Here is a 13344-nt window from a genome sequence, read left to right as displayed (position 1 = left end):
CCTCGGCGTCCTCGCCTTTCCCGAAGGCCAGCCCAACGTCATCCGCTTCAGCGCCGATGGCCGCGTCCTCATGGTCGCCGGTGGCAAACCGGTGCAATCCGGCAGCGTCGTCCTCTTTGACGTCAAGACCGGCAAACGCCTCACCACCATCGGCGATGAAACCGACGCCGTCCTCGCCGCAGATCTCAGCCCCGATCAGCAGCTCGTCGCCCTCGGCGGCTCCGGCAAGATCGTCAAAATCTACGGCACAGCCGATGGCAAACTCCGCCACAAGCTCACCAAGCACACCGACTGGATCACTGCTCTCGCCTTCAGCCCCGACGGCAAAAAGCTGGCCAGTTCAGATCGCGCCGGCGGCATCCATCTCTGGGACCCCACCGGCGGCGGCATCCTCCTCTCCCTTTCCGAGCACAAAGCCTCCGTTCGGGCCCTCGCCTGGCGTAGCGACAGCAAAATGCTCGCCAGTGGCGGCGAAGACGGCCTCCTTATCTGGTGGGACGCCAAAGACGGCTGGCCCGCCATCACCAAAACCAATGCCCACCCTCCAGAGCGCCCGCAGGGGACTTATGGCAAGATCCCCAATGGCGTCCTCGCCCTCACCTTCGGCCCCAAAGGAGAACTCCTCAGCGCCGGGCGCGATAATCAGGCACGCCTGTGGGACGCCAGCGGCGGCTCATTGAAATCCTTTTCCTCTGGAGGCATCCTGCCGCTCCAGACCACCATCACCTTTGACGGTAAGGGATTATTTGCCGGAGGTGCGGACGGTGTCGTTCGCTGCCTGCTGGGGAGCTTGAATCAATCTCGTTGATGGCAGTGCATAGCCGCCGTGGTCCCAGCTGTTGCCCACATTGTTCGGATCGTCTTCATTCGCGAAGTTCTCACCGTAGTTGATCGTCGGCTGTGGCCAGACGCTGTAGCCATTGCCATAGCCACCGCCGTGTCCGCCGAAGCTCGGAGCCCCATTAAAGTTGCTGCCGTAGTAGGTGCCTCCCGGGGCGATGCGCCTGTAGCCACCACTGCCCCAGCTCCAGTCATGACCACAGGAAGTAAGAGACAAAGCAGCAAGAACCGAGAGGATGACCAAGGAGTGAGCGGATTTCATGGAACGGATAGTATGAGTGCTGGCGGGTTATTTTATGGAGAATTGGCCAAGCCGGAGAAAAAAGCAATCCTATAAATCCATCACCCCGAACAGTTTCGCGCCGAATCCACCTAAACGAGGCGGCAGACCCCGTAGTCGGGCAGCCCAAAGCCAAACTTTCCATCCACGACTTGGAATCTTCCTCCTCCCCTCCACGTTACCAGCCACCACCCATGAAACACGCCCTCCTAGCCCTTCTCGCCACCGCCTCCCTCTCCCTGGCCGTCGATCCCCCCGACACCACCGGCTGGAAGGACCTGATCGCCCCCGACCTCTCCAACACCGTCGCCCCCGGCAAATGGGAGCTCAAAGACGGCATCCTCGTCGCCAAAGACCACGACACCCTCTGGACCAAAGACTCCTACGGCGACTACATCCTCGATCTCGACTTCAAAGTCGAAAAGGAATCCAACAGCGGCATCTTCCTCCGCTCCGGCAACATCAAAGACGTCCTCTCCGCCCTCGAAATCCAGGTCCACGACTCCGCAGACGGCAGCAAATACGGCATGGTCGCCGCCATTTATGACGCCATGCCCCCCAGCAAGAGCATGGCCAAGCCCGTCGGCGAGTGGAATCACTTCACCATCACCTGCAAAGGCCCCCTCGTCAGCGTCGTCTTCAACGGTGAGGAAGTCATCAACGCCGACCTCGACAAATGGTCCGAAGCCGGCAAAAACCCCGACGGCACCCCCAACAAGTTCAAAAAAGCCCTCAAAGACTACGCCCGTACCGGCCCCATCGGCCTCCAAGGCCTCCACGGCAAAGCCCAGGCCCCCGTCTACTACCGCAATCTGAAAATCAAGGTGCTGGAGTAGGGCTTGCCTCAGCAAGATCCCGGAGGGATCAAAGAAGGTAGCCGGGGGTAAGCGCGGAACGAGCGCCACCCCCGGTTTCGGACACAGCACGCCCAGCTAAAGGCCGCATGCCGGAGGCATGCAAGAAGCGTTCATCGGTCCAGCGGTTGCGTCAGCTCTCGCACACTTTCGGCGTGCTTCGTTCAGCACCACCTCACCCCGCACACGCCACTCTTACCTCTTCCAGCTCCGCCCACCGCGAAAACTTCCCCTCCAGCTCATGCTTCTTCGCATCGAGCTTCGCAATAAAGTCATTCGTCCCCGCCCCCAGTTTCACAAACGTCTCCGGGTTGCTCAGCTCACCCTCCATCGCCGCGATTTCGCTCTCCAGACTCGTGATCGCAGCCTCACACTCGGCAAGCTCCCGCTGCTCCTTCTGCGACATCTTCTTCACCTTCGGCGCATTCGCATTGCTGGCCGCAGCCACCGTCTTCTCCTTCTTCACCGCCGCGTTCACCAGCGCCAGCTCCGCAGCAGCTTTCGCTGCCCGTTTCTCCTGGTAGTAGCTGTAGTTCCCCGCGCACTCATGAATGCGCCCCTCGCCTTCAAAAGCGAGCATTCGGTCGCACACACGGTCCAGGAAGTACCGGTCATGGCTCACCACCAGCACGCAGCCCTTGAAGGAAAGAATCGCCTCCTCCAGCACCCGCATCGTCTGCAGATCCAGATCATTCGTCGGCTCATCCAAAATTAAGAAGTTGCCCCCGCGCCGCAGGATCTTCGCCAGCAGCACACGGCTCTGCTCGCCACCGCTCAGCTCCTTCACCCGCATCGTCACACGCTCATCCGTGAAAAGGAATCGCCGCAGGTAAGTGCGCACATGCATCTTCTCCGGCCCAAACTGCACAAACTCAGACATCGGCCCCGCCACTTCTTCCATCACGCTGTTCTCCGGGTTCAGCAGCAGTCGCTGCTGATCCACGTAGTTAAACACCGTGCGCTTGCCAATCGTGACCTTGCCCTCATTCGGTGCCTGCTGCCCCATCAGCATCCGCAGCAGCGTCGTCTTGCCCAGTCCATTGCGACCGATGATCCCCGTGCATGTCCCCGCCTCAAAGCTCAGATTCAGATGGCTGAACAACCACCGGTCATTGATGTGCGCGCCGATCTCCACCGCATCGATGATCGTGTTAGCCAGCGCAGACGCCGGCGGGATGATCAAATCCATCACCAGCTCCGCCTCAGGCGCATCGATGGCCGCCACACGGTCATACTCATCCAGTCGTGAGCGCTGCTTCGTGCCCCGGCCTCTCACACCCGCGCGCACAAACTCCAGCTCATGCCGCAGAAAGCTCTGCCGCCGCCGCTCCGAATTCGCCTCCACCGATTCACGCACCGCCTTGCTCTCCAAAAAGTCACTGTAGTTCCCCGGATGACTGTAAATCCGGCTGTCATCGATCTCGATGATCCGCGTCGCCACCCGGTCCAGGAAATACCGGTCATGCGTCACAAACAGCACCGCACCCGTGAAGTCCCGCAGGAAAATCTCCAGCCACTCGATCGACTCCGCGTCGAGATGGTTCGTCGGTTCGTCCAGCAGCAGCAGATCCGGCTGCGATACCAGCGCCCGCGCCAGCGCCACACGCCGCTTCTCTCCACCTGATAAACCTTTCACAATGCGATCCGCCGCCGGCAGCCCCAGCTCATTCATCGCCGTGCTGATCCGCGTCTCCACACCCCAGCCGTCATGCAGCTGGATGTGATGCAGCAAATCATCCTCCTGATCCCCCTTGTAGTCGCCAGACTCGTAGCGCTCCACCATTTCCAGCAGAGCCGAAGCACCCGCGCGCACATTGTCGATCACGCTCGACTCATCATCCAGCACAAACTCCTGCGCCAGATGGCTCACGATGATTCCATTCCTCCGCGAGATCGTCCCGCTGTCCGGCTTCTCCGTCCCCACCAGGATGCGCATCAGGCTCGTCTTCCCGGAGCCATTACGACCCACCAGCCCCAGCTTCTCACCCTCATGAATGCTCATCGTCGCATCATTGAAAACCTGTTGCAGCCCAAATTGAAGGCGCAGGTCTTTGGCGGAAACGACAGCAGGAGTAATAGGAGACATGAGTGGGGGGCGGCTCAGATAGCACGGTCTCCCTCCCCCTGCGACAGATTACCTTCATCCACTCCACATTCCGCCTCCCCATTTGATCCCGCAGGGTCATGGACGTTCGCCATCGTCCCATTTGATCCGCAGCGGCACAGAGGACCGATTTCATCTCATTTGACCCACAGAGGCATAGTTGTTCGCCATCGTCCCATTTGATCCACAGGGATCCAAAGGACCGCTGTCGTCTCAGTTGATCCCACAGGGGCATAGAGGATCGCTTTCATCCCATTCGATCCCGAAGGGATCATAGAAGGTAGCCAGGGGTCGCAGACCCCTGGAAAGCAAACCCGCCACTCACTCTCTCAAGGCCGCATCCCGGAGGGATGCTAGCAGCGTTCATTGCCTCTTCGCATCCTCGTCCGTCCATCCTCTGCGGTTTGAAATCACCTCTCCCCCAGCGTCTCCCTCACCATCACCGGATCATCCGTCGTGATCCCATCCACCCCCAGCTTCGCAAACCGCAGCACATCCGCCGGCTTGTTCACCGTCCACACATAAAGCCCAAAGCCTGCATCCCGGATCTGCTTCACCATCGCCTCATCCCACGGAAAATCAGCCGTGCCCAGATCCAGCCCGTCCAGCTTGTCCGCCGTCGTATCCGCGATGAGCTGCGTCAGATCCGTCGGCTTCTTCTCCTTCGTCTTCCCAGACGCCAGCCGATACACTTTAATCCACGGCATCGCCTTCTTCGATTCCGCCGCCGCATCCCGCTTGAACGCAATGATCGCCAGCTGCGCCGCACGCTCCTTCATCGGCTCCAAAATCCGCTTCAGCTCCGGCACAATCTCCGCCCCGCATTTCACCTCAATGAAGAAGCGCTGCTTCCCCTTCGGCATCGTCGCCAGCGCCTGCTCCAGCGTCGGAATCTTCTCCTTCGCCCACTCCTTGCCCTTCCACGATCCCGCATCCAGCGCCGTCAGATCCGTCTGCTTGGACTTCGCCACGTCCAGGTTCACACCCGCCGTGCGCTTCGTGTCCTTGTCATGAATCACCGCCGTCTTGCCATCGGCCGTCAGATACACATCCAGCTCGCACGCATCCGTCTGGTTCTTCCAGCCAAGCTCAAAAGCCGCGAGCGTGTTCTCCGGTGCACGCGCGGAAAATCCCCGATGCGCGACGATTTCAACAGCGTGGGCGGACATGGCGGTGAGGAGAAAAAGTGCGGCGAACTTCATGAGGGAGAAAGCAAACGACGCAAGCACTCGTAACCCTTCGCCCCAAATGAAATTTTGTTTCCTGCTTGTCCTCAGCATCATCATTGTTCGCACACTGACGTCCTGCTCCAAGTCGCCTTCGACCAACCCCAAGGACCAGCACGTCATCCTCATCAGCCTTGATGGCTTCCCCGCATGGCTCTGGAATGATGAATCCCTGCAGATCCCCAATCTGCGCAAGCTCGCGGCCGAAGGTGCCAGCACCAAGGCCATGACGGTCAGCAATCCCTCCATCACCTGGATCAATCACACCACCCTCGTCACTGGCGTGGAGCCCCGCAAGCACGGCGTCCTCTTCAACGGCCTCCTCGTCCGCCAGGGCGACAACAAGCCGCCAAAGATCGAGCAGTGGGCCGACAAAACCAGGCTCGTCTTCGCCCCCACCATCTACGACATCGCCCACGATGCCGGCCTCACCACCGCCGAGTCAGACTGGGTCGCCGTCACCAAAGCCAAGACCATCGACTGGAGCTTCGCCGAACTCCCCGATGCCGAAGGCAAAGTCGAAAAAGAAATGATCGCCGCCGGCGAGATCCAGCCCCGGGACATCACCTGGATGCAGCTTGGACCCCAGCGCAAAAGCGTCACTTTCCTCGACAACATGTGGACCAAGGCCGCCATCCACATCTTCAAGACCCACAAGCCCAACCTCCTCCTCTATCACACCCTCAACACCGACTCCACCCATCACACCTACGGCCCCGGCTCCATGGCCAGCCACACCGCTCTGGCTTACGCCGACCGCCTCGTCGGCGATCTCGTCAAAGCCGTCGAAGACAGCGGCCTGCGCGACAGCACCACCTTCATCATCGCCACCGATCACGGCTTCAAGAAAGTCACCAAGATCATCCTCCCCAACGTCGAGCTGAAAAAAGCCGGACTCGCCCAGGGCCTCGGCCCCACCATCAACACCTGCGACGCCTACTCCATGACCCAGGGCGGCATGGCCTTCGTCTACATCACCAATCCCGCCCGCAAAGCAGAGCTCCTCCCGCAGCTCAAAGAAATGTTCGCCAAGACCGAAGGCGTGGACCGCGTCATCGAAGGCAAAGACGGCCACACCCTCGGCATGCCCATGCCCGAGGAAAATCCAGGCATGGGAGATCTCGTCCTCTATGCCAAGCCCGGCTACGCCTTCAAAAACGACGCCGGCGGAGACGCCACCGTCACCCCTTCCGTCAACTACGCCGGCACCCACGGCTACTTCAACGGCGACCCCGAACTCGACGGCATCTTCATCGCCAGCGGTCGCGGCATCAAAAAAGGCATCGTCCTCGACCGCATGGCCAACCTCGACGTCGCCCCCACCATCGCCAAACTCATGAGCCTCAAGCTCCCGAATCCCGACGGCCGCGTCCTCGACGAAATCCTGATCTCCGTCGATAAGAAATAAATCCCAACGCGATGACTCCGGTCTCTTCGAGGCCGTGTTTGAAACACCTCCATCACCTGGGCGTGCCACTGCACCCTGGGAGCGCGGGTCTCCGAACCCGCAGCAGGTCATTCGCGTCCAACGGGTATAGTTTAAGAGCAAGCGTTGCAAACACCTTGGCTCTGCTACAGCAAATGCGGAAGCTCATGACATGAGCTAAGGTGGAATGATCAATCGGAACCTTGTGTCCCCGCGCTCAACCGCGGATTTTCAAAATCGGCGCTGTGATTAAAGCTCGCGCAATAGAGCGACCGACGAACCAAACAGATCATTCATATATATTCTACATCACGCAGATCAGGTCATGCATGGGCTCCCGGAGGGAGCAGAGAAATCAGCCGGCGGTGAAGCGAGCCTTGGCGAGAGAGAACCACCATACCAGGCCTACAACGTTATTCCCACCCAGGGCCGCATGCCGAAGATCTGCGAGAAGCATTCTCCCTCCCTCGGAATTTCATGGCTGGGAGCGCCGATGTTTCATCGGCTCTGGGCGCACGCCCCGCCGAAGCACCAGCGCACATTCTTATCATCGCTCCACCACACCTCAGTCAATTCAAACCCTCTCCCCATTCCTTTGCCAAAAACAAACGCTCCCATTCGCTCAAACGCCCCATCCTGCCAGGTGCATTTGAGATACATCCTTGTGCGCGTAGCACCGCCATCCCCTGACAGATTCCGCACCCTCGACTTGTAATTTTCAAAGTCCTCAGATGCCACCACCAATGTCCCATCTTCATCCTCACCAAGCTCCAACCGACTTCATGCGCCTCTGCCGCATGCCCGGGTTCATCCTGCTTGTGTCGAGCATGACGTTGGCCCACGCGCAAACCGCACCGCCGCAGATTGAACAAAGCTGCCTCGAATGCCACGACAAGGACAACACCAAAGGTAGCCTCGATCTCACCGCGCTCCCTTTCGACCTCACCAATCCCGCCACCCGCGACCGCTGGATCCGCATCTACGACCGCGTCGAAAAAGGCGAGATGCCTCCCAAGGCTGAAGACCTCCCAAAACCCGAGCGCGCTGCACTCGTCAAATCACTCTCCGCATCCATCTCCACAGCCGATCACGCCGACATCCTCGCCCACGGTCGCGGCCCCCTCCGCCGCCTCAACCGCGACGAATACGAACAAAACCTGCGCGATCTTCTCCAACTCCCCGACCTCGACATCCGCGACATCCTCCCCGAAGACCGCGAAGGCCACCGCTTCAACAAAACCACCGACATGCTCGACATGTCCCGCGTGCAACTCGTCGCCTATCTGGACGCCGCAGAAGCCGCGCTGCACACTGCCATCACCACCGAGGCCGCCCCACCACCGGTCACAAAATATCGCGCCGTAGGCACCGATCTCTTCCCAGGCACCGGCACCTTCGGCAATCGCGAGGCCATGTTCTTCACCCGCGACAACAAGGCCATTGAGTTCAATCGGAAAAAAGACAAAGACAAAGACGAGCCCACCGAAAAGGACAGCGCCAAAGATGAAACCATCGAGATGGCCCTCTTCCGCGCCGCCAGCTGGCCCTACATCGGCACCCCCAAGCACTTCACCGCCAAACGCACCGGCAACTACAAGGTCCGCTTCTCCGCACGCGCCGTACTCCAGCAGCCCGGCTTCGTCATCACCCCGGCCACGCAACCCCTGCCCATGACCTTCCGCACTCGCAAGCCCGCAGGTGCCGACATCATCAACGAAGTGCACGACGCTGGCGGCATCATCGACATTCAGCCGACGAAGCGCGTTTACGAAACCACCGTCCGCCTCCGTGAAGGCGAAGCCATTGAGTACAGCCTCCTCGGCCTGCCCATGCCGCTGGCCATGAACCCCAACGGCTCCGGCCCCACCTACCGCTACCCACCGTTTCCCGAAGGCGGTCAGCCCGGCCTCGCCGTGCAGTGGCTCGAAATCGAAGGCCCCATCGAATCCCAAACCTGGCCCCCGCCATCTCACCGCGTCCTCTTTGATGATCTCGGAGTGGAAGTTAAACCGAAAGACCCACAGCAAGACGCAAAACGCCTGCTGCGCCGTTTCGTCAAACTCGCCGCCCGCGAACCCGTGCCCGAGGTAGACTTGCAGATGTTCGATGCCCTCATCCAGGCCCAGCTCGCCAAAAACGCCTCATTCGCTGAGGCCATGCTCGCCGGTTACAAAGCCTTCCTCGCCTCCGGCGACTTCATTTACGTCCGCGAACCCATGAAGGCCGGCGACCACTTCGCCATCGCCTCCCGCCTCTCCCATTTTCTCACCAACTCACGTCCTGACACAAAACTCATGGACCTCGCGCAAAACAAAAAGCTGCGCGATCCCCAGACCCTTCGCGCCGAAACCGAACGCCTCATCGCCAGCACCGGCTTCGACCGCTTCGTCAAAAACTTCACCGACTGCTGGCTCAATCTCCGCCACGTCCGCCGCGACGATCCCGACATCCGCCTCTTCCCCGAGTACCGCTTCGACGAATACCTCGTCGAAAGCATGGAGCGCGAGACCCGCACCTTCTTCACCGCGATGATCCGCGACAACCTGCCCGCCAGCGTGCTGGTAAAAACAGATTTCGTCTTCGCCAACGACCGCCTCGCCAAACACTACCAGCTTCCACCACTCACTGGCTCCGCCATGCGCAAAGTCACTTTGCCCAAGGACAGCCCTCTCGGCGGTCTGCTCACTCAAGCAGCCGTCTTGAAAGTCAGCGCCAACGGCACCACCACCTCCCCCGTCGTGCGCGGTGCCTGGGTCATGGAGCGCCTCATCGGCCAGCCACCTCCGCCACCACCCGCCAGCGTGCCCGCCGTGGAGCCCGACATTCGCGGAGCCAAAACCATCCGCGATCTCCTCGCCCTCCACACCAAATCCAAATCCTGCGCCGCCTGCCACGTCCGCTTCGATCCCGTCGGCCTCGCCCTGGAAAACTTCGACATCCTCGGCGGCTGGCGCACCCACTATCGAGGCCTCGAAGAAGGCCAGCGGATCAGCGGCATCGACCGCGCCGGACACAGTTACAGCTACACCGTCGCCACCCCCGTGGACTCCGCCGGCAAACTCCTCGACGGCCGCACCTTCAATAACATCAACGACCTCAAAACCCTCATCGCCGCCGATCCCCGCCAGCTCGCCCGCAACCTCCTCCATCAATTCACCATCTACGCCACCGGCACCCCCGTCCGCTTCTCCGACCGCCCCGAAATCGAATCCCTCCTCACCACCTGCGCCAAAAACAACTACCCCATCCGCGACCTCCTCCACGCCCTCGTCCAAAGCCGCATCTTCCTCGGACAGGTAGATGGAAAAGAGTGAGACAATCGGACAATGAGATGATCAGACGATGAAACTTCACTGCCTCACGAACCTCCGAGTCTGGCCGACACCATCCTTCGCCACTCCACTCCGCATCACACCAGCCCCAAAGGGGCTGCGGAGTACAGCCCAGGGTCAGCCGAGCCTAAGCGAGGCGACCCTGGGTTATGCACCATCAATCCGGGAAGCAAACCCATCACTCCGCCACACCCGACGGTCACCAGCAGCGTCTGCAAATCGCCCCGCCACGCATCTGCCCGCGCGTTAACTCACTGCCCCATACGATTGCCTCATGAACGCCCCTCACATCGCCAAATCCCTCTCCCGCCGCCGCTTCCTGCGCAGCGCCGGAGTGACACTTGCACTCCCAATGTTGGAATGCCTCCGCCCGGTGTTCGGCCGCGCCGCACAAGTCAAAGCACCCCAGCGCCTTCTCATCATCTCCAACAACCTCGGCTTCCTCCCGAAACCCTTCTTCCCCAAAAATGCCGGACGAGACTACGAACTCTCTCCAACCCTCGCGTCGCTCGCCGAAGTCCGCAACGAGTTCACCCTCTTCAGCGGCCTATCCCACCCTGACGTCAACGGCGGCCACAGCGCAGAGAACTGCTTCCTCACCGCCGCACGCGGCCCCACCAAGAGCGGCTTCCGCAATCAAATCTCCCTCGATCAATACATCGCCGAAAAGCTCGGCCAGCAGACCCGCTATCCAACACTGAACCTCGGTGTCAACATCGACAAGGCCAACCGCAGCCTCTCCTGGACCCGCGACGGCGTCCTCCTCCCCGCAGAAGACAGCGCCCCCGCCCTCTTCCGCCGCATGTTCGTCCAAGGCGATCCCGCCGCAGTGAAAAAACAACTCCAGCAGCTCGATGAACGCGGCAGCATCCTCGACACGCTCATGGATCAAACCAAGCGCCTCAGCCGCGACCTCGGCAGCACCGACCGCGCCCGCCTCGATCAATACCTCACCTCCGTTCGCGAAGTCGAAGAACGCCTGCTCACCGCCCGCGAATGGGAACTCAAACCCAAACCCGTCGCCACCCAGCCCGAGCCCCAAGACATCCAAGACAAAAAACTCATCTTCGAAAAGTTGGATCTCATGCTCTCCATGGCGCAACTCGCCTTCGAGTCCGACTCCACCCGCATCGTCACGTTGATGGTCGATGCCTTCGCCACCCCCGCCTTCCATCTCCCCGGCGCTGACAACACCACCGAAGGCTACCACGGCCTCAGCCATCACGGCCAGTCCGAAGAAAAAGTGCGCCAGCTCGCCGAAGCCGATCGCGAACAAATGCGCCTCTTCAAAAAACTAATCCAAACCCTCGTCTCAAAAAAGGAAGACGAAGCCCGTCTCCTCGACCGCACCATGGTCCTCTTCGGCAGCAACATGGGCGACGCCAACACCCACGACAATTACAATCTCCCCATCCTCCTCGCCGGCGGCGGCTTCAAACACGGCCAGCACCTCGCCTTCAAACGCGACAACAACCTCCCCCTCAGCAACCTCTTCGTCGCCCTCCTCCAACGCCTCGGCGTCGAGTCCGACAAATTCGGCTCCAGCACCGGCACACTCACAGGCTTGACCTAACAGCCATGTCCCGCCTTCGCGTGGGTTGCACTCGTCCCATTGTCAGGAATGGTTCCCCCTTTGAAACCAGCCCTGCTCATCTTTGCGTCCACCTCATGGACGTGGTTGAATCCACAGCTTTCCAGCCTGGATCACCGCCAGCATGAACTGCATGCGAGTCTGGCAAAGCTTCCCGCTCTTCCCGCACCCCAGCCTCAAGAGCACGCCGGATTCCACAGCGGCCTCGCCCCCCACGCCGATTCCGTCCGCTGGGTCCAGATCGATCTCGGAGCCGAATACTCATTGGATGAGGTCGTCGTCATCCCCGCCATGCTCGGCGTGGCCGAAGCCTACGGCTTCCCCCGCCGCTTCCGCATCGATGCCTCCAACGACCCTCTTTTTGCGGAATCCGACACACTTTTGGATCAAACGTCCGCCGATGCCCTTCCATCCCTTGCCCCATGGCACGTGGCAAAAAAAGGCATCAGAGCGCAACACATCCGCTTCACCGCCACCAAACTCGCCGCCCAACCCCACCAAACCAAGCGCTTCATCTTCTGTCTCGGTGAACTTCTAGTCTTCAGCCAAGGCCGCAACGTGGCCCTCCACGCCCAGGTGCTGGCCCCCAATTCCGTCGAAACTCTCCCCACCTGGTCCCCCCGTCATCTCGTCGATGGCGCTTACGCACTGGGTCTCCCAGTGCATCCTGATGAAATAAACGGCAACGGCTGGCACAGCAGCATCTCCAGCACCGCCGATGCCACCAAATGGGTGCAGGCCGATCTAGGCACACCACGCGACATTCAGGAAATCCGCCTCATCCCCGCCCACCCCCGCGACTACCCCGAACGCTTCGGGTTCGGTTTCCCCCGCCGCTTCAGAGTAGAAGCAGATGGCAAGACGATCTTCGACAGCACCACCGCAGACTTCAGCAACCCCGGCGACACCCCCGTGGCCTTCCCAACCCCTGGCCTCCACGCCCAGACCATCCGTTGCACCGCCACGCAACTCTGGGAACGCAGTGGCGACTTTGTGTATGCGCTTGCAGAACTGCAGGCCTTCGACGCCGGAAAAAACATCGCCCGTGAGGCCGTCATCTCAAGCTCCGACGACACCATCACCCCCTCCTGGAGCCGCGCAGGCCTGACCGACGGCCGCAGCAGTTCCGGCGTTCTTCTCAATGAAGCCTCCTGGCTAGCAGATCTCTCCCAACGCCGCCAGATCACCGATGAACTCGCCGCCTTGGAAATTCAGCGCACCACAGCGCTTTCCATTGCACACAGCCGCGCATCATGGCTCGCAATCGCAGTGTTTGGCCTCGCCATCGTCATCGCCTGGCTTGTGGTGCTGCGTTCGCGCCGTTCCCGCCGCTGCGAGATGGAATCCCTCCGCCACCGCATCTCGCGGGATCTCCACGACGAAATAGGCAGCCACCTCGGCAGCATCCGCCTCATGTCCGAACTGGCCTTGCGCGATGGTTCCGCATCCGATTCCCTCGAAGAAATCCACCGCCTCGCAGGTGAAGCCGCCGAGTCCATGCGCGGCATCATCTGGCTCGTTCGCGAGGGCGATGCACCGCCTCTGACCAGCCTCGTCGAAGCCATGCGCCAAAGTGCCGCTGCCTTGCTGAGGGACATCGATTGGCATCTTGAGGCAACAGAATGCAATTCCGCGACCGCCTCGCTCGAATTCCATCGTCAGGTCTTCCTCCTCCTCCGCGAAGCCTCGCA

The 13344-nt window shown here is 60.7% G+C and carries 9 protein-coding genes; 6 read left to right on the top strand and 3 right to left on the bottom strand.

Annotated elements, in window-relative coordinates; translation table 11 throughout:
* Window positions 1–808, top strand: an 808-nt coding sequence (locus tag ACIREA_RS13670) for a WD40 repeat domain-containing protein (protein ID WP_397382834.1), incomplete at its 5' end; no start/stop codon positions are given.
* On the opposite strand, the gene ACIREA_RS13665 is transcribed toward ACIREA_RS13670, so the two are convergent.
* On the bottom strand, window positions 743–1102 hold the full coding sequence (locus tag ACIREA_RS13665; protein ID WP_397382833.1) for a hypothetical protein: 360 nt from the start codon (window positions 1100–1102) through the stop codon (window positions 743–745). The genes ACIREA_RS13670 and ACIREA_RS13665 overlap by 66 nt on opposite strands.
* Before the next feature lie 212 nt (window positions 1103–1314).
* Between ACIREA_RS13665 and ACIREA_RS13660 the strand changes: the two genes are divergently transcribed.
* Window positions 1315–1956, top strand: a complete 642-nt coding sequence (locus ACIREA_RS13660; RefSeq protein WP_397382832.1) for a DUF1080 domain-containing protein — start codon at window positions 1315–1317, stop codon at window positions 1954–1956.
* A gap of 193 nt (window positions 1957–2149) precedes the next feature.
* Here ACIREA_RS13660 and ACIREA_RS13655 read toward each other — a convergent pair whose 3' ends face one another.
* Both ACIREA_RS13655 and ACIREA_RS13650 read right to left on the bottom strand, forming a co-directional pair.
* Window positions 2150–4060, bottom strand: a complete 1911-nt coding sequence (locus ACIREA_RS13655; RefSeq protein ID WP_397382831.1) for an ABC-F family ATP-binding cassette domain-containing protein — start codon at window positions 4058–4060, stop codon at window positions 2150–2152.
* A 428-nt stretch (window positions 4061–4488) separates the two neighbouring features.
* Window positions 4489–5280: a glycerophosphodiester phosphodiesterase gene (locus ACIREA_RS13650; protein WP_397382830.1), complete on the bottom strand. Its 792-nt coding sequence runs from the start codon at window positions 5278–5280 to the stop codon at window positions 4489–4491.
* Window positions 5281–5326: 46 nt separating this feature from the next.
* Here ACIREA_RS13650 and ACIREA_RS13645 point away from each other — a divergent pair, with 46 nt between their 5' ends.
* From ACIREA_RS13645 to ACIREA_RS13630, 4 genes are all read left to right on the top strand, one after another.
* Entirely contained in the window at window positions 5327–6712 is a 1386-nt protein-coding gene (locus tag ACIREA_RS13645; RefSeq protein WP_397382829.1) for an alkaline phosphatase family protein, read from the top strand.
* 815 nt (window positions 6713–7527) lie between these two features.
* Entirely contained in the window at window positions 7528–10044 is a 2517-nt protein-coding gene (locus tag ACIREA_RS13640; protein ID WP_397382828.1) for a DUF1592 domain-containing protein, read from the top strand.
* A gap of 292 nt (window positions 10045–10336) precedes the next feature.
* Window positions 10337–11635 carry a DUF1552 domain-containing protein gene (locus tag ACIREA_RS13635; RefSeq protein WP_397382827.1) on the top strand — a complete coding sequence of 433 codons (1299 nt, stop codon included), beginning with the start codon at window positions 10337–10339 and terminating at the stop codon, window positions 11633–11635.
* A 60-nt stretch (window positions 11636–11695) separates the two neighbouring features.
* Window positions 11696–13344: histidine kinase (locus ACIREA_RS13630; RefSeq protein WP_397382826.1), on the top strand; the 1649-nt coding region annotated here is incomplete at its 3' end.

It is taken from the genome of Prosthecobacter sp., from assembly GCF_044373815.1.
In the GTDB taxonomy this organism is placed as follows: domain Bacteria; phylum Verrucomicrobiota; class Verrucomicrobiia; order Verrucomicrobiales; family Verrucomicrobiaceae; genus Prosthecobacter.
The sequence above is the reverse complement of the archived record's forward strand: the minus strand, read 5'-3'. Positions and strand labels throughout refer to the sequence as shown.